This is a genomic window from Erwinia plantamica, assembly GCF_043420595.1.
In the GTDB taxonomy this organism is placed as follows: Bacteria; Pseudomonadota; Gammaproteobacteria; order Enterobacterales; family Enterobacteriaceae; genus Erwinia; species Erwinia aeris.
The window spans coordinates 1-21,394 of the sequence record NZ_JBGCUC010000031.1 but is presented as its reverse complement, the minus strand read 5'-3'; the positions used below and the strand labels follow the sequence as shown (position 1 = coordinate 21,394).

Below are 21,394 nucleotides of genomic sequence, written 5' to 3'. Positions count from 1 at the left end.
CTCCTCGCCCGACTTCGTGTCGGGCGATATTTAAAGCGATCCTATGAAAAAAAATACCAATCTGCGCAGCGTGGCTGCCGAGACTATTGAGAAAGTAGTCGAGCGTGGCGAGTCATTAAGCACCGTGCTGCCTGTCGCGCAAAAATTGCTGGCGGAAAAAGACGCCGCGCTGCTACAGGAGCTTTGCTATGGCGTGTTGCGTACGCTGCCGCAGCTGGAGTGGGTTATCAGTCAGCTGATGGAGCGCCCGCTTACCGGAAAGCAACGCGCCCTTCATTTCCTGATTATGGTGGGTCTTTACCAGCTGATGTTTACCCGTATCCCTGCTCACGCTGCGCTGGCGGAGACGGTGGAAGGCGCGGTCGCACTCAAACGGCAGCAGTTGAAGGGGCTGATCAACGGCGTACTGCGCCAGTTCCAGCGCAAGCAGGAGGAACTGACGACGGCGATGGCCGAAGGCGATCAGCAGTACCTGCATCCAAAATGGCTGCTGGCAAGGCTCAGAAACGCCTGGCCCGAGCAGTGGCCGCAAATCGTGGACGCTAACAACCAGCGCCCGCCAATGTGGCTGCGCGTTAATCGACAGCATCACAGCCGTGAAGCGTGGCTGACGCTGCTGCAGGAAGCCGGTAAAAATGCCGAGCCGCATCCGGTGCACAAGGATGCTCTACGGCTTGAAGCTCCCTGCCCGGTCTCGCAGCTACCCGGATTCGATCTGGGCTGGGTAACGGTACAGGATGCCTCTGCCCAGGGCTGTGTCGCCTTGCTCGATCCGCAAAACGGCGAAACGATTTTGGATCTCTGCGCCGCGCCGGGCGGTAAAACCACGCATATTCTGGAAGCCGCGCCTGAAGCCAGCGTGCTGGCCGTAGATATCGATGCAAAGCGGCTGGCCAGGGTCAGCGAAAATTTGCAGCGGCTGAATATGACTGCCGAAGTGAAAGTCGGCGATGGGACAGCGCCTGAACAATGGTGCGGCGACAGGCAGTTCGATCGCATTTTATTGGATGCGCCATGCTCGGCAACCGGCGTTATTCGTCGTCATCCGGATATTAAATGGCTGCGTCGCGACCGCGATATTCCCGAACTGGCGGCTATTCAGCAGCAAATTCTGGATGCTGTCTGGCCACATCTGAAGCCCGGCGGGACTTTGCTCTATGCTACCTGTTCGGTTCTGCCGGAAGAAAACCATCTGCAGGTTGCGGCATTCTTAGCGCGTCATACTGATGCTACGCTGAGTGATACCGGTGACGAAAAGCAGCCAGGGATTCAGGTTTTTCCTGATGCTCAGGGCGGTGACGGGTTTTATTATGCGAAGCTGGTAAAAAAATAACGTAGCGGCCGGCACGTCCGGCCTAATCCATTTTCCTGAACAGACTGAAGCACAATGAAAATCATTATTCTTGGCGCCGGTCAGGTCGGCGGCACGCTTGCCGAAAACCTGGTAGGTGAAAACAACGATATTACCGTGGTGGATACGGATTCCGGTCGCCTGCGTCAGTTACAGGATAAATACGATTTACGCGTTGTGCAGGGCCACGGTTCCCATCCACGGGTGCTGCGTGAAGCGGGCGCGGAAGATGCCGATATGCTGGTAGCGGTAACCAGCTCGGACGAAACCAATATGGTTGCCTGTCAGGTAGCCTACTCTCTTTTTAATACGCCAAACCGTATCGCCCGTATCCGCGCGCCGGACTATCTGCGCGATGCCGAGCGGCTCTTTATCCCGGAAGCCGTGCCGATTGATCATTTGATCTCGCCAGAACAGCTGGTTATCGACAATATTTACCGGCTAATCGAGTATCCGGGCGCGCTACAGGTGGTCAATTTCGCCGAAGGCAAGGTCAGCCTGGCGGTAGTAAAAGCCTATTATGGCGGGCCGCTGGTCGGTAATCCTCTGGCGATCATGCGTGAGCATATGCCGCACATTGATACGCGCGTCGCCGCTATCTTCCGTCAGGACCGCCCTATCCGTCCGCAGGGTTCAACGATTGTGGAAGCAGGCGACGAGGTCTTTTTTATCGCCGCAAGCCAGCATATCCGTGCCGTAATGAGCGAATACCAGCGTCTGGAAAAGCCCTATAAGCGCATTATGATTGTTGGCGGCGGTAATATTGGATCGGGTCTGGCACAGCGGCTGGAAAAAAATTACAGCGTAAAACTGATTGAACGTAATCAGCAGCGCGCCGCCGAGCTGGCCGAGCTGCTGCAAAACACCATCGTCTTTTACGGCGATGCGTCGGATCAGGAACTGCTGGCCGAAGAGCATATCGATCAGATCGATCTTTTTATTGCCATTACCAATGACGACGAAGCTAATATCATGTCGGCAATGCTGGCGAAGAAGATGGGCGCGAAGAAAGTGATGGTGCTGATCCAGCGAAAAGCCTACGTCGATCTGGTGCAGGGCAGCGTGATCGATATCGCCATCTCGCCGCAGCAGGCGACGATTTCTGCGCTGCTGGGCCACGTGCGTAAGGCCGATATTGTCGGCGTCTCCTCGCTGCGCCGTGGCGTGGCCGAAGCGATCGAGGCGATCGCGCATGGGGACGAAACCACCTCGCGCGTTGTCGGCAGATCGATTGACGATATCAAGCTGCCGCCGGGGACTATTATTGGCGCGGTTGTGCGCGGCGATGATGTAATGATCGCTAACGACAATCTGCGGATCGAACAAGGCGATCATGTGATCATGTTCCTGACCGACAAGAAATTTGTGCCAGACGTGGAAAGACTGTTCCAGCCCAGCCCGTTCTTTTTATAACGCTTCGCGCTGCCAGGGACTGGCGCCGTGTTACCCCTTAGCGCTGCTCTTTTCACCCGTCTTGTTTTTCTCCGCCGTTAACATGGCAAAAGCCGGTTCGTTTGTTAGACTTACTCACTGGCACAGGAAAGGAGATAACAATGAGTTTATTCAAAGAGTTTCGCGATTTCGCTATGCGCGGCAACGTTGTCGATCTGGCGGTCGGTGTAATTATTGGTGCCGCATTCGGTAAGATCGTTTCTTCTTTAGTGGCGAACATTATTATGCCGCCGCTGGGATTATTGATTGGTGGAATAGACTTTAAACAGTTTGGCTGGGTACTGAAACCTGCCGTCGGCGATGCGCCTGCGGTTGTGATGCAGTACGGTATCTTCCTACAGAACGTTTTTGATTTTATCATCGTGGCTTTCGCTATCTTCCTGGCTATTAAGCTGATGAACAAGCTGCACAAGAAGAAAGAAGTTGAAAAGCCTGCGCCTAAAATCAGCGCGGAAGAAACGCTGCTGACTGAAATCCGTGATTTGCTGAAGCAGAAAAACGGTCAGATCTGACAGTACCAGTAAAAAAAGAACCGCCTTCAAGGGCGGTTTTTTTATGGCCTGAAAGCAGAAGGCCAGTGGTAAAGTCTGCTTTACCACTGGCCTCCCGGGCTACGTGCTTGTCCTTACGCCGATAGCTGCCTTTGCCTTTTTTATTTGCTTCGATACGCGTTTTGAACAGCGGATCGTGTAGTAAAGCCTCCAGCGCGTTATCGCGAATGGTGCCTTTCTTGTGCTGATATTTAGTCATATACCTTCCTTATGGTTGAATCGGCAATGAATATAGAACTCAAACGGCAAAAGATCAATCCGCCGTCGGGGCCAGCGCGCCTTTTTCTAACGCTTCCAGTATAGAGCAGTAAACGCTGCTGTGAGCCGTCCCGCAGCAGGCATCATTCAGCCTGGTCAGTGAACGCTGCATATGTTGCAGTTCAGCGATCATGCTTTCGACTTCCTGCAGTCTCGTTTGCACAATAGTTTTCGACTCCTGACAGGTATGGTGTTCAGGATCGATGCGGATCGAAAGCAGTTCACGAATGGCTTCCAGACTAAAGCCCAGCTGTCTGCCATAACGAATAAACCGCAGCCGCTGAAGATCGTTCTGGCTATAGAGCCGGAAACCGCCTTCCGTACGGATCTCATGATCCATCATTTGCTGCTTTTCATAATAGCGGATCGTATCGGGCGTTACGTCCGCCAGTTTCGCCAGCTGACCTATTTTATACATGCCTTTTCTCCAAAAAGCCGCTGCTGTAATTGCCCGCCATACTCGCTCCTGAGGAAGTCGGTACTCATTCCTGCCTGCCTGAGCTTGCTTTCTAAAAGCGCGAGGTGTTTAGCATGTTGAGCATAGCGCTCATCCGTGGGTTCGATACCGGCAAGCAGTTCGTTGAGCTCCACCGCTTCGCGACGCATTTCCAGCTCGGGCGGGAGGAAACCGGAATTCTTCATCAGGCGATACGCCGCGCGCAGTTCGGGCGGCACGTGGCTGTCGTCATCCAGCGCCAGCTTTTTACCGCTACCGGGCAGATTATCGAATTCACCCTTTTTTTGGGCTTCAGCAATGTGCTGTTCTACCAGCTGGTCAAATAACCACATCATGACCTCGTGGACGGGGGAAAGAACAAACAGGATAGCGCGTTGTAAAAGGGAGGGGAAATTTCAGATATAAAAAAACCGGGCATACGCCCGGTTTTTCCAGATTGCGGCAGATATTACTCTGCTGCTTCTGCTTGAGCTTCTGGACGATCAACCAGCTCGATGTAAGCCATCGGAGCGTTGTCACCAGCGCGGAAGCCACACTTCAGAATACGAGTGTATCCACCGGCACGGCTCGCGAAACGCGGGCCCAGCTCGTTAAACAGTTTTGCCACGATCTCGTTATCACGAGTGCGGGCGAATGCCAGACGACGATTAGCTACGCTGTCGGTCTTGGCAAGAGTAATCAGCGGCTCAACTACACGACGCAGCTCTTTCGCTTTTGGCAGGGTCGTCTTGATGATTTCATGACGAACCAAAGAGCCTGCCATGTTGCGGAACATAGCCTGGCGATGGCTGCTGTTGCGGTTCAGTTGACGACCACTCTTACGATGGCGCATGACCTTATCCTTCTCAGTGAAACCTTAACCTGTGATCGGGTTATTCATCAGCGATGCTAGCGGGCGGCCAGTTTTCCAGGCGCATGCCCAGAGACAGACCACGAGAAGCCAGCACGTCTTTAATCTCGGTAAGAGATTTTTTACCAAGGTTAGGCGTTTTAAGCAGCTCAACCTCGGTACGCTGTACCAGATCACCGATGTAGTGGATAGCTTCTGCCTTAAGGCAGTTAGCAGAGCGGACAGTCAATTCCAGATCGTCAACAGGGCGCAGCAGGATCGGATCGAATTCTGGTTTCTCTTCTTTCACTTCCGGCTGACGTACATCACGTAAGTCAACGAAAGCTTCCAGTTGTTCAGCCAGAATGGTTGCCGCACGGCGGATCGCTTCTTCAGGATCGATAGTGCCGTTGGTTTCCATTTCGATGACCAGCTTGTCCAGGTCAGTACGCTGTTCTACACGCGCTGCTTCAACATTGTAGGCAATACGCTCTACAGGGCTGTAGCAGGCGTCGACCAACAGACGACCGATCGGGCGCTCATCTTCTTCCGAATGAATTCGGGCAGAAGCCGGCACATAACCACGACCGCGCTGAACTTTGATACGCATGCTGATAGCCGCGTTCTCATCAGTCAGGTGGCAGATCACGTGCTGCGGCTTGACGATTTCGACATCACCATCATGGGTGATATCGGCTGCAGTCACAGGGCCAATGCCAGATTTATTCAGAGTAAGAATAACTTCATCTTTCCCCTGAACTCTTACCGCCAGCCCTTTCAGGTTGAGCAGGATTTCCAGGATATCTTCCTGTACGCCCTCTTTGGTGCTGTACTCATGTAGTACACCATCAATTTCAACCTCGGTCACCGCGCAACCCGGCATTGATGAAAGCAGAATACGGCGCAGTGCGTTACCAAGAGTATGGCCAAAGCCACGCTCTAAAGGCTCAAGGGTCACCTTGGCGTGCGTCGAACTCACTTGCTCGATATCTACCAGGCGCGGTTTTAGAAACTCTGTCACAGAACCCTGCATTGTGTCCTCTCTTTGGTACTAAGCTTTACTTGGAGTAAAGCTCGACGATCAGGTGTTCGTTAATGTCCGCAGACAGATCGGTACGTTCAGGAATACGTTTGAACACACCTTCCATCTTAGTTGCATCAACTTCCAGCCAGGTTGGCTTTTCACGCTGCTCAGCCAGCTCCAGAGCGGCTTTCACGCGAGACTGCTTTTTGGCTTTCTCACGGATGCTAACAACGTCATTCGGAGTTACCTGATAAGAAGCGATGCTAACAACGCGACCATTTACCATGATGGATTTGTGGCTAACCAGCTGACGTGCTTCTGCACGAGTGGCGCCAAAGCCCATACGGTAAACAACGTTATCCAGACGACCTTCCAGCAGAGCTAACAGGTTTTCACCGGTGTTGCCTTTCAGACGTGCTGCTTCTTTATAATAGTTACGGAACTGACGCTCCAGCACGCCGTAGATACGACGAACTTTTTGCTTTTCACGTAACTGTACGCCATAGTCAGACAGACGCGGTTTACGCGCACCGTGCTGGCCAGGGGCTTGTTCAATCTTACACTTGGTATCAATCGCGCGAACGCCAGACTTCAGGAAGAGGTCTGTACCTTCACGACGGCTCAGCTTGAGCTTAGGACCCAAATATCTTGCCATTTTCTTTCTCCAACATTCCTAAAAAACGAGCGTTATACGCGGCGTTTTTTCGGCGGACGACAACCGTTGTGAGGGATCGGAGTCACATCAGTAATATTAGTGATGCGGAAACCAGCAGCGTTCAGAGCACGAATCGTTGATTCGCGGCCTGGACCAGGACCCTTAACCATAACTTCCAGGTTCTTAATACCGTACTCTTTCACGGCGTCTGCGCAACGTTCAGCGGCAACCTGTGCAGCGAACGGCGTAGATTTACGAGAACCACGGAAACCGGAACCACCGGCTGTTGCCCAACCCAGCGCGTTACCCTGACGATCGGTAATGGTCACGATGGTGTTGTTGAAAGATGCATGGACATGAGCCACGCCATCAGAGACTTGCTTTCTTACACGCTTGCGTGCACGAACTGGTGCCTTTGCCATTATTCAATCACCCCGATTATTTCTTGATCGGTTTACGCGGACCCTTACGGGTACGTGCGTTGGTCTTGGTACGCTGACCGCGCACTGGAAGACCACGACGATGACGTAAACCACGATAGCAACCAAGGTCCATCAGACGCTTGATGCTCAGGGTGACTTCACGACGCAGATCGCCTTCAACAACAAACTTTGCAACTGCGTCACGCAGAATGTCGATTTGTTCTTCAGACAGCTCACTGATCTTAACATTTTCAGCGATTCCCGTTGATGCACAGATAGCCTGTGAGCGGGTCTTGCCGATACCGAAGATCGCGGTTAGTGCGATAACAGTATGTTTATGATCAGGAATGTTAATGCCTGCTATACGGGCCACTATGCACTCCTACTATTTAAATATGCGCCCCATGCTGAAAAGCCCGTTTTCAGGATACTCAAATGGAAACGCATAGACATACAAAAGATTGGCTGGCTAATCTAGCCAGCTCAACCCGACTTTGCAAGAAAAATATTAGCCCTGACGCTGTTTATGCTTAGGCTCGGCGCTGCAAATCACACGTACGACACCATCACGACGGATGATTTTGCAGTTACGACATAATTTCTTGACGGAAGCACGAACTTTCATTTTTACTCTCCGTAACTTCTCAAGCGCCTGAATTAACGGCCGTAGCCCTTCAGGTTTGCTTTCTTCAATGCAGACTCGTATTGACTGGACATCATCAGAGTTTGCACTTGAGCCATAAAGTCCATGATGACAACAACTACGATCAGCAGTGAAGTACCGCCGAAGTAGAATGGAACTTTCATCGCATCACGCATGAACTCCGGGATTAGGCAGATGAAAGTAATGTAGAGCGCACCCACTAACGTGAGGCGAGTCATTACTTTATCGATGTACTTCGCCGTCTGTTCTCCCGGACGAATTCCTGGTACAAATGCACCAGACTTCTTCAGGTTATCTGCTGTTTCACGCGGGTTGAAAACCAACGCCGTATAGAAGAAACAGAAGAAGATGATTGCAGTCGCATAGAGTAACACATAAAGCGGTTGACCAGGCTGCAAATACATTGAAATAGTCGTCAGCCAGTTCCAACCGGTTCCGCCCCCGAACCATGAAGCTATGGTCGCCGGGAACAGGATAATGCTGGAAGCAAAGATTGCCGGGATAACCCCTGCCATATTCACTTTCAACGGTAAATGTGTGCTCTGCGCAGCATAGACACGACGGCCTTGCTGACGTTTCGCATAGTTCACCACAATGCGGCGTTGACCACGCTCAACGAAAACAACGAAGAAGGTCACTGCAAATACAAGAACTGCAACCAACAGCAACAGGAGGAAGTGCAGGTCGCCTTGCCGCGCTTGCTCGATGGTATGGCCAATGGCCGGCGGCAGTCCCGCAACAATACCAGCGAAGATTATGATGGAGATACCGTTGCCGATACCCCGCTCAGTAATCTGTTCACCCAGCCACATCAGGAACATTGTCCCGGTCACCAGGCTGACAACAGCGGTAAAGTAGAAGGCAAAGCCTGGGTTTAACACCAGGCCCTGCATTCCAGGCATATTCGGCAGACCGGTAGCAATACCGATAGACTGAAATATGCCCAGTACCAGTGTGCCGTAGCGGGTGTACTGGCTAATCTTACGACGGCCAGCCTCCCCTTCTTTCTTTATTTCTGCCAGCGCGGGATGAACCACGGTCAGCAGCTGGATAATAATCGAGGCCGAAATATACGGCATAATACCCAGAGCAAAGATAGAAGCACGGCTCAGAGCACCACCAGAGAACATGTTGAACATTTCAATGATGGTGCCACGCTGTTGCTCAAGCAGTTTGGCAAGTACAGTGGCATCGATACCAGGGATTGGAATAAAAGAGCCAATGCGGAATACAATCAGCGCACCAATCACAAACAGAAGTCTGCGTTTTAGTTCGCCAAAACCACCTTTGGCACTTTGAAAATCTAATCCCGGTTGCTTAGCCATCTGCTACTTATTCCTCAATTTTACCGCCAGCAGCTTCGATTGCAGCACGAGCGCCTTTAGTGACACGCAGACCGCGAACCGTTACCGGAGCAGAGACTTCGCCAGACAGGATAACCTTAGCGAATTCGATCTGAATACCGATAATGTTGGCCGCTTTCAGCGTGTTCAGGTCGACGATCCCGCCTTCAACTTTCGCCAGGTCAGACAGACGAACTTCTGTCGTAACCATAGATTTGCGAGAGGTGAAACCGAATTTCGGCAGACGACGGTACAGAGGCATCTGGCCACCTTCGAACCCACGACGTACGCCACCGCCAGAACGAGAGTTCTGACCTTTGTGACCACGACCGCCGGTTTTACCGAGGCCAGAACCGATACCACGACCCAGACGCTTGGAAGCGTGTTTAGACCCGTCGGCCGGAGACAGAGTATTTAAACGCATCTGTTACTCCTCCACTTTAACCATGTAGGAAATCGCGTTAACCATGCCGCGTACAGCTGGCGTGTCTTCACGCTCTACGGTGTGGTTAATACGACGCAGACCCAGGCCAAGCAGCGTTGCCTTGTGTTTCGGCAAACGTCCGATCGAACTGCGGGTTTGAGTAATTTTAATAGTCTTAGCCATGGTCATTACCCCAGAATGTCTTCAACGGATTTGCCACGCTTGGCAGCGACCATTTCTGGGGAATTCATGTTGGCCAGGCCATCCAGCGTTGCACGAACCACGTTAATCGGGTTAGTGGAACCGTAGGCTTTAGCCAGAACGTTATGAACCCCAGCGACTTCCAGAACGGCGCGCATTGCACCGCCGGCAATGATACCGGTACCTTCAGAAGCCGGCTGCATGAACACACGAGAACCTGTGTGCACACCTTTAACAGGGTGCTGCAGGGTGCCGTTGTTCAGCGCGACATTGATCATATTGCGACGAGCTTTTTCCATCGCTTTCTGGATCGCTGCTGGAACTTCACGCGCTTTACCGTAACCAAAACCGATGCGACCGTTACCGTCGCCTACCACTGTCAGTGCAGTGAAGGAGAAAATACGACCACCTTTAACGGTTTTCGATACGCGATTTACCGCGATCAGCTTTTCCTGCAGTTCGCCAGCTTGTTTTTCGATGTGTGCCATCTTACACCTCTACCTTAGAACTGTAGGCCAGCTTCACGGGCAGCATCTGCCAGTGCCTGGACACGACCATGATATTGGAAACCAGAGCGGTCGAAAGAAACACCAGTGATGCCTTTTTCGATTGCGCGCTCAGCAACTGCTTTACCAACAGCGGCGGCGGCGTCTTTGTTTCCAGTGTACTTCAGTTGCTCACTGATTGCTTTTTCTACTGTAGAAGCAGCAACCAGAACTTCAGAACCGTTTGGAGCAATTACCTGTGCGTAAATATGACGCGGGGTACGATGTACCACCAGGCGAGTTGCACCCAGCTCTTTGAGCTTGCGGCGTGCGCGGGTCGCACGACGGATACGAGCAGATTTCTTATCCATAGTGTTACCTTACTTCTTCTTAGCCTCTTTGGTACGCACGACTTCGTCGGCGTAACGAACACCCTTGCCTTTATAAGGCTCAGGACGACGGTAGGCGCGCAGATCGGCTGCAACCTGTCCAATCATCTGCTTATCAGCGCCTTTCAGCACGATTTCAGTTTGAGTTGGGCATTCAGCAGTGATTCCCGCTGGCAGCGCGTGTTCAACAGGGTGAGAAAAGCCCAGGGCCAGACTCACAGCGTTGCCTTTCACGGCCGCACGATAACCTACACCAACCAGCTGCAGCTTCTTAGTGAAGCCTTCGGTAACACCGATAACCATACTGTTCAGCAGTGCGCGAGAAGTACCAGCCTGTGCCCAACCGTCTGCAAAACCTTCGCGTGGTGCGAAAGTCAGAGTGTTGTCAGCATGCTTAACTTCTACAGCATTGTTGATAGTACGAGTCAGCTCGCCGTTTTTACCTTTAATCGAAATAACCTGACCGTCGAGTTTTACCTCTACGCCGGCAGGAATGACGACAGGTGCTTTAGCAACACGAGACATTCTTTCCTCCGTTAAGCTACGTAGCAGATAATTTCGCCACCAAGACCAGCCTGGCGCGCTGCACGATCGGTCATGACACCTTTAGAGGTAGAAACAACAGCGATACCCAGTCCAGCCATTACTTTTGGCAGTTCGTCTTTGCGTTTGTAGATACGCAGACCTGGACGGCTTACACGCTGAATGCTTTCTACCACAGCCTTGCCCTGGAAATACTTAAGAGTCAGTTCCAGTTCTGGCTTGGTGTCGCCTTCGATTTTAAATTCTTCAATATATCCTTCTTCCTTCAGCACGTTGGCAATTGCCACTTTCAGCTTGGAGGAAGGCATGGTGACCGCAACTTTGTTCGCGGCCTGACCGTTACGGATACGGGTCAGCATATCCGCGATCGGATCTTGCATGCTCATCTGTCTTTACTCCCGTGATTCAATTGGTAATTACCAGCTAGCCTTTTTCAAGCCAGGCACTTCACCGCGCATGGCGGCTTCACGCAGCTTGATACGGCTCAACCCGAATTTGCCCACATAACCATGTGGACGGCCAGTTTGGCGGCAGCGGTTACGCTGACGGGACGGGCTGGAATCACGCGGCAGAGTTTGCAGCTTGAGAACCGCATTCCAACGATCTTCGTCGGAAGAGTTCACACTAGAGATGATAGCTTTTAATTCCTCGCGTTTAGCGCGGTATTTATCAGCCAGTTTTACGCGAACGACTTCGCGTGCCTTCATCGATTGCTTAGCCATGAAGTAACCCTACCTTACTTGCGGAACGGGAAGTCAAAGGCAGCCAGCAGAGCACGGCCTTCATCGTCAGATTTCGCAGTAGTGGTAATGGTAATATCCAAACCACGAACGCGATCGACTTTGTCATAGTCGATTTCTGGGAAGATGATCTGCTCACGAACGCCCATGCTGTAGTTACCACGACCGTCGAATGACTTAGCGGACAGGCCACGGAAGTCACGGATACGAGGTACAGCAATAGAGATCAGACGCTCAAAGAACTCCCACATGCGTTCGCCACGCAGAGTTACTTTACAGCCGATCGGATAGCCCTGACGGATTTTGAAGCCTGCAACAGATTTGCGTGCTTTGGTGATAAACGGTTTTTGACCGGAGATTGCTGCCAGGTCAGCTGCTGCGTTATCCAGCAGTTTCTTGTCAGCGATCGCTTCACCAACACCCATGTTCAGGGTGATCTTCTCGACCCGAGGGACTTGCATGACAGAATTGTAGTTAAACTCAGTCATGAGTTTCTTAACTACTTCGTCTTTGTAGTAATCATGCAGTTTCGCCATCGTACTACTCCAAATTACTTGATAGTTTCGCTGTTAGACTTGAAGAAACGGACTTTTTTGCCGTCTTCGAATCTAAAGCCTACACGGTCAGCCTTGCCGGTGGCAGTGTTGTAAAGCGCAACGTTGGAAACCTGAATAGCGGCTTCTTTTTCAACGATGCCACCTGGTTGGTTCAGAGCCGGAACCGGCTTCTGATGTTTCTTCACCAGGTTGATACCTTCAACAATGACCTTGCCAGAAGACAGGACATTCTTAACTTTACCGCGCTTACCTTTATCTTTGCCGGTCAGCACGATAACTTCGTCATCGCGACGGATTTTAGCTGCCATTTTTCGCTCCTTAGAGTACTTCTGGTGCCAGAGAGATAATTTTCATGAACTTTTCAGTACGAAGTTCACGAGTTACCGGCCCAAAAATACGCGTTCCGATAGGCTGCTCGCTGTTATTGTTCAGAATAACGCATGCATTACCATCGAAGCGAATGACAGAACCGTCCGGGCGACGAACACCCTTCTTGGTGCGCACCACTACCGCCTTCAGCACATCACCTTTCTTAACCTTACCGCGAGGAATTGCTTCCTTGATGGTAATTTTGATGATATCGCCTACGCCTGCGTAGCGACGGTGCGAGCCACCCAGAACCTTGATACACATTACGCGACGTGCACCGGAGTTGTCGGCGACGTTCAGCATAGTCTGTTCTTGGATCATTTTAGTGCTCCGCTAATGTCAACTACTACTTCGGGACCTGATTCAGGTCGTATAAAAGCCCCATTATTGAGGGCGCAGCATTATAACACCGCATCTCGCATATGGGTAGAAAAAATAAACGACTCATATCGAGTCGATATTTGATCCTCTAAATTGAGGAACGCGACATTCTAAGGAATTGTTCACCCGGTAGCAATCGTAATCTGCACACTTCTTCAGCTTGATGGGTGTTTAAAGGCGTAATTCTGGAAACGGCTCGTAAAAAAGACGGTTTTCTGACCGTCTTTTGTGCCGATTTTCACTGTTCAGGGATAAAGCCTGGCGGCGAGCGCATTGTGCTGCGCAACGGTTTTGTCCAAATCCATCACCGTCATCTGCCCTTTCTCGACCACGACTCTGCCATTAATCACGCTGTAAGCTACCGTTCCCGGATTGCAAAAGACCAGCGCCGCCAGCGGATCGTGTCCGGCGCCTGCCAGGCCGGGACGATTCAGATCGAAAGCGACGATATCCGCCATCATACCGGGCGCAATGGCGCCGACATCGTCACGGTTCAACACTTTTGCGCCGTTAAGCGTCGCCAGTTCCAGCGCCTGTCTGGCCGTCATCGCATCCGGGCCGAAGCCAACCCGCTGCAACAGCATCGCCTGACGCACTTCCGCGATCATATCCGCCGTGTCATTTGACGCCGAACCATCCACGCCCAACCCCACATTCACGCCGGCATTGAGCATGGTTCTTACTGGTGCGATACCGGAGGCCAGCCGCATATTGGAACAGGGGCAGTGTGCAATGCCCGTGCCGGTGCGGGCAAAAAGGTTAATGCCGTAATCATCCAGCTTCACGCAGTGGGCATGCCACACGTCATGCCCGACCCAGCCCAGCTCTTCAACATACTGCGCCGGCGTACGGTTGAATTTTTCCTGGCTATAGCGAACGTCGTTATCGTTTTCCGCCAGATGAGTGTGCAGAGACACTTTATAGCTGCGCGCCAGGCTGGCCGACTCCCTCATTAAATCCTGAGTGACGGAAAAAGGCGAGCAAGGCGCCACTACGATCCGCAGCATCGAGCCGCGTCGGGCGTCGTGATAACGCTCAATGACCCGCTGGGTGTCGGTCAAAATTGCCGCTTCGTCTTCCACCAGGGAATCCGGCGGCAGTCCTCCCCTGCTCTGCCCCAGGCTCATGCTGCCGCGACTGGCATGAAAACGCATTCCCATCCGGGCGGCGGCTTCAATACTGTCATCTAATTTACAGCCACCAGGATAAAGGTAAAGATGATCGCTGGTCGTGGTGCAGCCGGACAGGATCAGCTCGGCCATCGACATCATGGTCGAAACGCGGATCATCTCCGGCGTCATTTTCTGCCAGATGGGATAAAGGTTGCTGATCCATTTAAACAGCTCGCCATCCTGGGCAGGAGGAATGACCCGCGTCAGGCTCTGGTACATATGGTGATGGGTATTGATCAGCCCGGGAATGGCAATGTGTCCCTTCAGATCGATGAGCTCATCTGCCTGCTGCGGTAGCTCTTCGGCTTTGCCGACCGCCGTAATAACATTGCCTTTTATCAGTATGCTGCCGTGGCGGATCTCTCGCCTTTCGTGATCCATAGTGGCAATCATATCGGCGTTTTTCAGCAGCAGCGTCCGGCCAGGTTTTACGGGATGATGCTCTTTAGCCGGGGCCGCAGAGGGCGAGACGGCAAAAAGTTTAGAGGAAGCGGCAAGCAGCGGTAGAGTCAGCAGCAGCCGACGGGTCTGGTCTGGTTGATTGTGCATAATTACTTTCCATGTCGTATTCCCGATACAGGGCTGACTACCCACGCGCCCTGCGCAAGTCCGTCCGGCAGCGCCGAACGATAAGCTTATCTTAAGCATTATGGAAAGATTAAACGTGATCGGGATCATCGGGCGGCTGCCGCAATCGGCGAGCATTCATTGATGAGGGTTTTGCAGAGGGAAAAGCGGGAGAGCAGAAAAGAAAAAACCCCCGCAAGCGGGGGTTTTTCAGAGAGAAGAAGTTCTTACAGAACCGCTTTCTCTACAACGCGAACCAGGGTCCAGGACTTAGTCTTGGACAGTGGACGGCATTCACGGATTTCAACCTTGTCGCCGATACCACATTCATTGTTCTCGTCATGTACGTGCAGTTTAGTCGTACGCTTAATGAACTTACCGTAGATAGGGTGTTTCACGAAACGTTCGATAGCTACAACAATGGATTTCTCCATTTTGTCGCTAGTCACACGACCTTGCAGAGTACGGATTTTATCGGTCATTACGCACCCGCCTTCTCAGTCAGTAAAGTCTTAACGCGTGCAACATCACGGCGAACATTTTTCAACAGATGAGTCTGTTGCAGTTGGCCAGATGCTGCCTGCATGCGCAGGTTAAACTGCTCACGCAGCAGGTTAAGCAGCTCAGTGTTCAGCTCTTCAACGCTTTTCTCACGCAGCTCAGTTGCTTTCATTACATCACCGTCTTAGTTACAAAGGTGGTTTTGATAGGCAGTTTTGCTGCTGCCAGCTTGAATGCTTCACGGGCCAGCTCTTCCGGAACACCGTCCATTTCATACAGGACTTTACCAGGCTGGATCAGGGCAACCCAATACTCAACGTTACCCTTACCTTTACCCATACGCACTTCCAGCGGCTTCTCGGTAATTGGTTTGTCCGGGAATACACGGATCCAAATTTTACCTTGACGCTTAACTGCACGGGTCATAGCACGACGTGCTGCTTCGATCTGACGAGCAGTCAGACGACCACGGCCAACAGCTTTCAGACCGAAAGTACCGAAGCTAACATCCGTACCCTGCGCCAGACCACGGTTGCGGCCTTTGTGCACTTTACGGAATTTTGTACGCTTTGGTTGTAACATCAGCGACTCTCCTTACTTACGGCCTTTACGCTGCTGCTTTTTAGGTTGAGCAGCCGGTTCCGGTTGTTCAACAGCAGCCATACCACCCAGGATCTCGCCTTTGAAGATCCATACCTTAACGCCGATTACACCGTAAGTGGTGTGCGCTTCAGAGGTGTTGTAGTCAATGTCAGCACGCAGGGTGTGCAACGGCACGCGGCCTTCACGGTACCATTCGGTACGCGCGATTTCAGCACCGCCCAGACGGCCACTAACTTCAACTTTGATCCCTTTAGCGCCCAGACGCATTGCGTTCTGTACAGCACGCTTCATCGCACGACGGAACATCACGCGACGCTCCAGCTGTGAAGTGATGCTGTCAGCAACCAGTTTAGCGTCCAGTTCCGGTTTACGGACTTCGGCGATATTGATCTGTGCAGGAACGCCAGCGATATCCGCTACGACCTTGCGCAGTTTTTCTACGTCTTCGCCTTTCTTACCGATCACGATGCCAGGACGAGCGGTGTGAATGGTCACACGGATGCTCTTAGCCGGACGCTCGATAACGATACGAGAAACGGACGCCTTAGCCAGTTCTTTAGTCAGGAACTGACGTACTTTAAAGTCGCTGTCCAGGTTGTCAGCGAATTCTTTGGTATTTGCGAACCAGGTAGAGTTCCAGGGTTTAACAATACCCAGGCGAATACCATTAGGATGTACTTTCTGACCCATTGCTAGTCTCCAGAGTCTCAGCGATCGGACACAACCACAGTAATGTGGCTGGTGCGCTTCAGGATGCGATCTGCACGACCTTTTGCACGCGGCATAATGCGCTTCATGCTTGGGCCTTCGTCTACGAAGATCTTCGTGACTTTCAGATCATCAATGTCAGCGCCATCGTTGTGTTCGGCGTTAGCAATGGCAGATTCCAGAACTTTCTTGACCAGTACAGCCGCTTTCTTATTGGTGTAGGTCAAAATGTCCAGAGCCTGCGACACTTTCTTACCGCGGACAAGATCTGCTACCAGGCGAACCTTCTGAGCAGAAGAACGAGCGTGGCGATGTTTAGCGATAGTTTCCATCTCTTCCTCCTGTTAGCGTTTCTTGGCTTTCTTATCAGCAGTGTGACCGCGATAAGTACGAGTCGGTGCAAATTCACCCAGTTTGTGACCGACCATTTCGTCGGAAACAAAGACAGGAACGTGCTGACGACCATTATGGACAGCGATGGTCAAACCGATCATGTTAGGGAAGATCGTTGAACGACGGGACCAGGTGCGCAAAGGCTTCTTGTCTCCGCTTTCCACCGCTTTCTCTACCTTCTTCAGCAAGTGCAGGTCAATAAAAGGACCTTTCTTGAGAGAACGTGGCATGGCTTATCCTCTAAAATTATTTGCTACGGCGACGTACGATAAATTTATCAGTACGCTTGTTGCTACGGGTCTTCTTACCTTTAGTCTGCAGGCCCCAAGGTGAAACAGGGTGCTTACCAAAGTTACGACCTTCACCACCACCGTGCGGGTGATCGACTGGGTTCATCGCAGTACCGCGAACGGTAGGACGAACACCACGCCAACGAGCTGCACCGGCTTTACCCAGAACGCGAAGCATGTGCTCAGCGTTGCCGACTTCGCCCAGGGTCGCGCGGCAGTCGGATTCGACTTTACGCATTTCACCAGAACGCAGACGCAGGGTAACGTAGGAACCTTCACGCGCAACGATCTGCACGTAAGCACCGGCTGAACGGGCAATCTGACCGCCTTTGCCTGGTTTCATTTCTACGTTGTGTACGGTGGAACCCACTGGGATGTTGCGCATCGGCAGGGTGTTACCCGCTTTAATCGCCGCATCAACGCCAGACTGAATCTGGTCGCCAGCTTTCAGGCCTTTAGGGGCCAGGATGTAACGGCGCTCGCCGTCTTTGTACAGAACCAGCGCGATGTTCGCGGAGCGGTTCGGATCGTACTCAAGACGTTCAACGGTAGCCGGGATACCATCTTTGTTGCGTTTGAAGTCAACAATACGGTAAGCCTGCTTGTGACCACCACCGATATGACGGGTAGTGATGCGACCATTGTTGTTACGGCCACCGGATTTGCTGTTTTTTTCTACCAGCGGGGCAAATGGTTTGCCCTTGTGCAGCTCCGCGTTTACCACTTTAACTACGTGGCGACGACCCGGAGATGTCGGTTTACATTTAACAACTGCCATTGTTCTTCTCCTCCGACTTACTCAGCGCCGCCGACGAAGTCCAGATTCTGGCCTTCTTTCAGGGTGACGTAAGCTTTTTTCCAGTCGTTACGACGGCCAATACGCTGTCCGGAACGCTTAACTTTCCCTTTCATGACCAGGGTGTTAACTTCCTTCACTTCCACTTCGAAAAGCTTCTGTACAGCGGCTTTGATTTCTGCTTTGGTCGCGTCTTTAGCAACTTTGAGAACGATGGTGTTGGTTTTTTCCATCGCAGCAGACGCTTTTTCAGATACGTGCGGCGAGCGCAGTACTTTCAGCAGACGTTCTTCACGGATCATGCCAGCATCTCCTCAACTTGCTTAACTGCATCAGCAGTCATAACGACTTTGTCGAAGGCGATCAGGCTAACTGGGTCGATACCCGCTGCATCACGTACGTCAACCTTGTACAGGTTGCGAGCGGCCAGGAACAGGTTCTCTTCCAGTTCGCCAGTGATGATCAGCACGTCTTCCAGCGCCATGTCTTTCAGTTTCTCTACCAGCAGCTTAGTTTTAGGCGCTTCCAGAGAGAACTGCTCGACAACGATCAGACGATCTTGACGTACCAGCTCGGACAGGATGCTTTTCAGCGCGCCGCGGTACATCTTTTTGTTAACTTTTTGACTGTGGTCCTGCGGCTTCGCAGCGAAGGTCACGCCACCGGAACGCCAGATTGGGCTCTTTGCAGAACCTGCACGCGCACGGCCGGTACCTTTCTGGCGCCACGGCTTTTTGCCGGAACCAGTTACTTCAGCACGGGTCTTCTGAGCACGGGTACCTTGACGGGCACCTGCTGCATAAGCAACAACAACCTGATGTACCAGCGCTTCGTTGAAATCACGACCGAAGGTAGTTTCGGAAACAGTCAGCGCGCTTTGCGCGTCTTTCAATACTAATTCCATTGCTATCCCCTTACGCCTTCACAGCTGGTTTAACAATCAGGTCGCTACCGGTTGCACCGGGAACTGCACCTTTAACCAGCAGCAGGTTGCGCTCAGCGTCAACACGTACTACGTCCAGGCTCTGAACGGTTACGCGCTCATTACCCAGCTGGCCTGCCATTTTCTTGCCTTTGAACACTTTGCCCGGAGTCTGGTTCTGACCGATAGAACCCGGAACGCGGTGAGACAAGGAGTTACCGTGAGTAGCATCCTGAGTACGGAAGTTCCAGCGCTTAACAGTACCGGCAAAACCTTTACCTTTAGATGTGCCAGTCACGTCAACTTTTTTCACGTCAGCGAAAATATCAACGTTAATGCTCTGGCCTACGGTGAACTCGTCGCCTTCAGCGGTACGGAATTCCCAAAGACCACGGCCAGCTTCTACGCCAGCTTTAGCAAAATGGCCTGCTTCAGGCTTGGTGACGCGGTTTGCTTTTTTAGCACCGGCAGTTACCTGGATAGCAGTGTAGCCGTCGTTTTCCAGGTTCTTAACCTGAGTCACGCGGTTTGCTTCAATTTCGATCACGGTTACTGGGATAGATACGCCGTCTTCAGTGAAGACGCGGGTCATGCCCACTTTTTTACCGACTAAACCAATCATTGTTTCAACCTCTCAATCGCTCAATGACCTGATTAACCCAGGCTGATCTGCACGTCAACACCTGCAGCCAGATCCAGACGCATCAGAGCATCAACCGTTTTTTCAGTTGGCTCAACGATGTCAACCAGACGCTTGTGAGTGCGAATTTCATACTGATCGCGCGCATCTTTGTTGACGTGCGGGGAGATCAGAACGGTAAAGCGCTCTTTGCGGGTCGGCAGAGGAATTGGACCACGAACCTGCGCACCAGTGCGCTTGGCAGTCTCAACGATTTCTGCGGTCGATTGATCGATCAGACGATGATCAAACGCTTTAAGACGGATACGGATTCTTTGGTTCTGCATGAGACCAGAGCTCCAATTATTTATAAACGAAAAAAATTACTACTCACACCCATTACGATTGATGGGGGAGTGTAATCGTCTGCACATAACTCCCCGATTGGGAGTATTGTCAGGGAGCTAATTGCTCGCCTGCGGTTCAGATTGAACCGGGCCGTCATTTCTGACAGGCCCGCGCATTATACGTACGTGGGCGGGCTTTGCAAGGTGTTTCTTGCCGTCATCGCTGCATGAAGGGGATAATGAAAGAGGGATAAGAGGACGGCAGAGACAAAAATGCCGCCGAAGTTACTGTTTCGGCGGCGTATATTTATTCAGCAACATGGGCCCTGCTATTCCACTTTTATTTGTGACTGGAGATAGTTCTGCACACCGATTTTCGCGATCAGCTCCAGCTCGGTTTCCAGAAAGTCGATATGGTGCTCTTCATCTTCCAGAATGACGATCATCATATCGCGGCTGACGTAGTCGTGAACCTTGTCGGCATAAGAGATAGCCTCGCGCAGATCTCTGGCCCCTTCCAGTTCCAGCGCCAAATCTGAACGCAGTATCTCCTCAACGTCTTCGCCAATGCGTAACCGCCCCAAATCCTGCAGGTTAGGCAGGCCTTCGAGAAAAAGAATGCGCTCTATATATTTATCCGCATGTTTCATCTCGTCGATCGACTCGTGATACTCAATATCGTTAAGGCGCATCAGTCCCCAGTTTTTGAACATCCGCGCGTGCAAAAAGTACTGGTTGATGGCAACCAGCTCATTTCCAAGCAGTTTGTTTAAATGACTTATGATTTTGGCATCGCCCTTCATCTTGCTTCCTCCGCTTCCGGTTATTCAGATCGTAGATGCACAATCCGGGAAGTCAAAAAAGCATGACAAATTGCAGGGGATTATCAGGCAATCTCTTTATACAGCGGCGCGTTCGGCAGCTCTTCATTCATGATGTCGTGCGCCAGGCGCAGGCATTTGCCGCACTGCTTGCCCACAGGGAGGAGCTTGCGCAGCTGCTGGATAGATTTGGGCTGGTAGCGGCGAACCACTTCACGAAGGGTTTTGTCGCTGATGGCGTTACACAGGCAGACGTACATAATTTTATTCCGGTACAAATAACGATCAAATTGTAAATGAGAATCGTTTTTATTTCAACCTGAACGCGGTTTCCTTTCTGACCCTGCGCTTTCTGAATAGCGCCCATAAAAAAAGAGCACCGAAGTGCTCTTTTTATCAGCAAGCAGAGCGAACTCTGCCGTTATCTACAATTAAGCGATAACTTTAGCAACAACGCCCGCGCCAACGGTACGGCCGCCTTCACGGATTGCGAAACGCAGACCGTCGTCCATTGCGATTGGGTGGATCAGGGTAACAACCATTTTGATGTTGTCGCCTGG

General features: G+C 51.8%; 38 protein-coding genes. 3 read left to right on the top strand and 35 right to left on the bottom strand.

From position 1 onward, the window contains the following. Positions 1–43: 43 nt before the first annotated feature. The 3 genes from rsmB (at position 44) to mscL (ending at position 3,315) form a co-directional block, all read left to right on the top strand. Positions 44–1,333: a 16S rRNA (cytosine(967)-C(5))-methyltransferase RsmB gene (rsmB, locus tag AB3U87_RS21400; protein ID WP_370734924.1), complete on the top strand. Its 1,290-nt coding sequence runs from the start codon at positions 44–46 to the stop codon at positions 1,331–1,333. A gap of 54 nt (positions 1,334–1,387) precedes the next feature. Continuing rightward, entirely contained in the window at positions 1,388–2,764 is a 1,377-nt protein-coding gene (trkA, locus tag AB3U87_RS21395; protein ID WP_301253468.1) for a Trk system potassium transporter TrkA, read from the top strand. A gap of 140 nt (positions 2,765–2,904) precedes the next feature. Then, on the top strand, positions 2,905–3,315 hold the full coding sequence (gene mscL, locus AB3U87_RS21390; RefSeq protein WP_125290976.1) for a large-conductance mechanosensitive channel protein MscL: 411 nt from the start codon (positions 2,905–2,907) through the stop codon (positions 3,313–3,315). Here the strand turns inward: mscL and AB3U87_RS21385 are convergent. From AB3U87_RS21385 to AB3U87_RS21215, 35 genes are all read right to left on the bottom strand, one after another. Beyond that, complete coding sequence (locus tag AB3U87_RS21385; protein ID WP_301289652.1) at positions 3,248–3,553, bottom strand: alternative ribosome-rescue factor A; 306 nt, start codon at positions 3,551–3,553, stop codon at positions 3,248–3,250. The genes mscL and AB3U87_RS21385 overlap by 68 nt on opposite strands. A 54-nt stretch (positions 3,554–3,607) precedes the next feature. Beyond that, positions 3,608–4,030 carry a Zn(2+)-responsive transcriptional regulator gene (gene zntR, locus AB3U87_RS21380; protein WP_253457748.1) on the bottom strand — a complete coding sequence of 141 codons (423 nt, stop codon included), beginning with the start codon at positions 4,028–4,030 and terminating at the stop codon, positions 3,608–3,610. Beyond that, positions 4,018–4,401, bottom strand: a complete 384-nt coding sequence (locus tag AB3U87_RS21375) for a DnaJ family domain-containing protein (RefSeq protein WP_253457745.1) — start codon at positions 4,399–4,401, stop codon at positions 4,018–4,020. Before AB3U87_RS21375 ends, zntR begins: the two co-directional genes overlap by 13 nt. Positions 4,402–4,517: 116 nt before the next feature. After that, complete coding sequence (gene rplQ / locus AB3U87_RS21370; protein ID WP_120458461.1) at positions 4,518–4,901, bottom strand: 50S ribosomal protein L17; 384 nt, start codon at positions 4,899–4,901, stop codon at positions 4,518–4,520. A 40-nt stretch (positions 4,902–4,941) separates the two neighbouring features. Then, the gene (locus AB3U87_RS21365) at positions 4,942–5,931 is read right to left on the bottom strand and encodes a DNA-directed RNA polymerase subunit alpha (protein ID WP_002919219.1); all 990 of its coding nucleotides are present in this window, start codon (positions 5,929–5,931) and stop codon (positions 4,942–4,944) included. 25 nt (positions 5,932–5,956) lie between these two features. Beyond that, on the bottom strand, positions 5,957–6,577 hold the full coding sequence (gene rpsD, locus AB3U87_RS21360; RefSeq protein ID WP_004160561.1) for a 30S ribosomal protein S4: 621 nt from the start codon (positions 6,575–6,577) through the stop codon (positions 5,957–5,959). 32 nt (positions 6,578–6,609) lie between these two features. Further along, positions 6,610–6,999 carry a 30S ribosomal protein S11 gene (gene rpsK, locus AB3U87_RS21355; protein ID WP_034899652.1) on the bottom strand — a complete coding sequence of 130 codons (390 nt, stop codon included), beginning with the start codon at positions 6,997–6,999 and terminating at the stop codon, positions 6,610–6,612. Between the two features lie 16 nt (positions 7,000–7,015). Then, a complete protein-coding gene (rpsM, locus tag AB3U87_RS21350; RefSeq protein WP_048917626.1) occupies positions 7,016–7,372 on the bottom strand; it encodes a 30S ribosomal protein S13 in 357 nt (118 codons plus the stop codon). 135 nt (positions 7,373–7,507) lie between these two features. Further along, positions 7,508–7,624, bottom strand: a complete 117-nt coding sequence (gene rpmJ, locus AB3U87_RS21345) for a 50S ribosomal protein L36 (RefSeq protein ID WP_004160566.1) — start codon at positions 7,622–7,624, stop codon at positions 7,508–7,510. 32 nt (positions 7,625–7,656) lie between these two features. Continuing rightward, positions 7,657–8,988: a preprotein translocase subunit SecY gene (gene secY, locus AB3U87_RS21340; RefSeq protein ID WP_124233601.1), complete on the bottom strand. Its 1,332-nt coding sequence runs from the start codon at positions 8,986–8,988 to the stop codon at positions 7,657–7,659. 7 nt (positions 8,989–8,995) lie between these two features. Further along, on the bottom strand, positions 8,996–9,430 hold the full coding sequence (gene rplO, locus AB3U87_RS21335; RefSeq protein ID WP_125290979.1) for a 50S ribosomal protein L15: 435 nt from the start codon (positions 9,428–9,430) through the stop codon (positions 8,996–8,998). 3 nt (positions 9,431–9,433) lie between these two features. After that, on the bottom strand, positions 9,434–9,613 hold the full coding sequence (gene rpmD / locus AB3U87_RS21330; RefSeq protein WP_004160569.1) for a 50S ribosomal protein L30: 180 nt from the start codon (positions 9,611–9,613) through the stop codon (positions 9,434–9,436). Between the two features lie 5 nt (positions 9,614–9,618). Continuing rightward, entirely contained in the window at positions 9,619–10,119 is a 501-nt protein-coding gene (gene rpsE / locus AB3U87_RS21325) for a 30S ribosomal protein S5 (protein ID WP_004160571.1), read from the bottom strand. Positions 10,120–10,133: 14 nt separating this feature from the next. After that, positions 10,134–10,487, bottom strand: coding sequence for a 50S ribosomal protein L18 (gene rplR / locus AB3U87_RS21320; protein WP_004160572.1), 354 nt, complete (start codon positions 10,485–10,487; stop codon positions 10,134–10,136). 9 nt (positions 10,488–10,496) lie between these two features. Further along, positions 10,497–11,030 (bottom strand): 50S ribosomal protein L6, encoded by a 534-nt coding sequence (gene rplF, locus AB3U87_RS21315; RefSeq protein ID WP_253457742.1) that lies wholly within the window; start codon positions 11,028–11,030, stop codon positions 10,497–10,499. A gap of 11 nt (positions 11,031–11,041) precedes the next feature. Then, positions 11,042–11,434, bottom strand: a complete 393-nt coding sequence (gene rpsH / locus AB3U87_RS21310; RefSeq protein ID WP_052902739.1) for a 30S ribosomal protein S8 — start codon at positions 11,432–11,434, stop codon at positions 11,042–11,044. A gap of 30 nt (positions 11,435–11,464) precedes the next feature. Then, entirely contained in the window at positions 11,465–11,770 is a 306-nt protein-coding gene (rpsN, locus tag AB3U87_RS21305) for a 30S ribosomal protein S14 (protein WP_052902737.1), read from the bottom strand. Positions 11,771–11,784: 14 nt separating this feature from the next. Beyond that, positions 11,785–12,324, bottom strand: coding sequence for a 50S ribosomal protein L5 (rplE, locus tag AB3U87_RS21300; RefSeq protein ID WP_024966584.1), 540 nt, complete (start codon positions 12,322–12,324; stop codon positions 11,785–11,787). 14 nt (positions 12,325–12,338) lie between these two features. Continuing rightward, a complete protein-coding gene (rplX, locus tag AB3U87_RS21295) occupies positions 12,339–12,653 on the bottom strand; it encodes a 50S ribosomal protein L24 (protein ID WP_020322770.1) in 315 nt (104 codons plus the stop codon). A gap of 10 nt (positions 12,654–12,663) precedes the next feature. Next, positions 12,664–13,035: a 50S ribosomal protein L14 gene (gene rplN, locus AB3U87_RS21290; RefSeq protein ID WP_002919748.1), complete on the bottom strand. Its 372-nt coding sequence runs from the start codon at positions 13,033–13,035 to the stop codon at positions 12,664–12,666. Positions 13,036–13,340: 305 nt separating this feature from the next. Beyond that, positions 13,341–14,816 carry an 8-oxoguanine deaminase gene (locus AB3U87_RS21285; RefSeq protein WP_394150416.1) on the bottom strand — a complete coding sequence of 492 codons (1,476 nt, stop codon included), beginning with the start codon at positions 14,814–14,816 and terminating at the stop codon, positions 13,341–13,343. 245 nt (positions 14,817–15,061) lie between these two features. Beyond that, positions 15,062–15,316 carry a 30S ribosomal protein S17 gene (rpsQ, locus tag AB3U87_RS21280; protein ID WP_024966581.1) on the bottom strand — a complete coding sequence of 85 codons (255 nt, stop codon included), beginning with the start codon at positions 15,314–15,316 and terminating at the stop codon, positions 15,062–15,064. Further along, positions 15,316–15,507, bottom strand: coding sequence for a 50S ribosomal protein L29 (rpmC, locus tag AB3U87_RS21275; protein WP_024966580.1), 192 nt, complete (start codon positions 15,505–15,507; stop codon positions 15,316–15,318). The genes rpsQ and rpmC overlap by 1 nt, the downstream gene beginning before the upstream one ends. Then, positions 15,507–15,917 (bottom strand): 50S ribosomal protein L16, encoded by a 411-nt coding sequence (gene rplP / locus AB3U87_RS21270; RefSeq protein ID WP_002438716.1) that lies wholly within the window; start codon positions 15,915–15,917, stop codon positions 15,507–15,509. The genes rpmC and rplP overlap by 1 nt, the downstream gene beginning before the upstream one ends. A 12-nt stretch (positions 15,918–15,929) precedes the next feature. After that, entirely contained in the window at positions 15,930–16,628 is a 699-nt protein-coding gene (gene rpsC / locus AB3U87_RS21265) for a 30S ribosomal protein S3 (protein ID WP_002919766.1), read from the bottom strand. 17 nt (positions 16,629–16,645) lie between these two features. Continuing rightward, positions 16,646–16,978: a 50S ribosomal protein L22 gene (rplV, locus tag AB3U87_RS21260; protein ID WP_000447532.1), complete on the bottom strand. Its 333-nt coding sequence runs from the start codon at positions 16,976–16,978 to the stop codon at positions 16,646–16,648. A 12-nt stretch (positions 16,979–16,990) separates the two neighbouring features. Further along, positions 16,991–17,269 (bottom strand): 30S ribosomal protein S19, encoded by a 279-nt coding sequence (gene rpsS / locus AB3U87_RS21255; protein ID WP_013204132.1) that lies wholly within the window; start codon positions 17,267–17,269, stop codon positions 16,991–16,993. Between the two features lie 16 nt (positions 17,270–17,285). Beyond that, positions 17,286–18,107, bottom strand: coding sequence for a 50S ribosomal protein L2 (rplB, locus tag AB3U87_RS21250; protein ID WP_125290981.1), 822 nt, complete (start codon positions 18,105–18,107; stop codon positions 17,286–17,288). Positions 18,108–18,124: 17 nt separating this feature from the next. Further along, entirely contained in the window at positions 18,125–18,427 is a 303-nt protein-coding gene (gene rplW, locus AB3U87_RS21245; RefSeq protein ID WP_125290982.1) for a 50S ribosomal protein L23, read from the bottom strand. Beyond that, positions 18,424–19,029, bottom strand: coding sequence for a 50S ribosomal protein L4 (gene rplD, locus AB3U87_RS21240; protein ID WP_125290983.1), 606 nt, complete (start codon positions 19,027–19,029; stop codon positions 18,424–18,426). Before rplD ends, rplW begins: the two co-directional genes overlap by 4 nt. Positions 19,030–19,039: 10 nt before the next feature. Next, positions 19,040–19,669 carry a 50S ribosomal protein L3 gene (rplC, locus tag AB3U87_RS21235; protein WP_301253465.1) on the bottom strand — a complete coding sequence of 210 codons (630 nt, stop codon included), beginning with the start codon at positions 19,667–19,669 and terminating at the stop codon, positions 19,040–19,042. A 32-nt stretch (positions 19,670–19,701) separates the two neighbouring features. Continuing rightward, positions 19,702–20,013 carry a 30S ribosomal protein S10 gene (gene rpsJ, locus AB3U87_RS21230; protein ID WP_001181005.1) on the bottom strand — a complete coding sequence of 104 codons (312 nt, stop codon included), beginning with the start codon at positions 20,011–20,013 and terminating at the stop codon, positions 19,702–19,704. Between the two features lie 329 nt (positions 20,014–20,342). Beyond that, a complete protein-coding gene (bfr, locus tag AB3U87_RS21225) occupies positions 20,343–20,816 on the bottom strand; it encodes a bacterioferritin (RefSeq protein ID WP_125290985.1) in 474 nt (157 codons plus the stop codon). 83 nt (positions 20,817–20,899) lie between these two features. Next, complete coding sequence (bfd, locus tag AB3U87_RS21220) at positions 20,900–21,094, bottom strand: bacterioferritin-associated ferredoxin (protein ID WP_125290986.1); 195 nt, start codon at positions 21,092–21,094, stop codon at positions 20,900–20,902. A 171-nt stretch (positions 21,095–21,265) separates the two neighbouring features. Then, the coding region (locus AB3U87_RS21215; protein WP_477181480.1) for an EF-Tu C-terminal domain-related protein at positions 21,266–21,394 on the bottom strand (129 nt) is incomplete at its 5' end.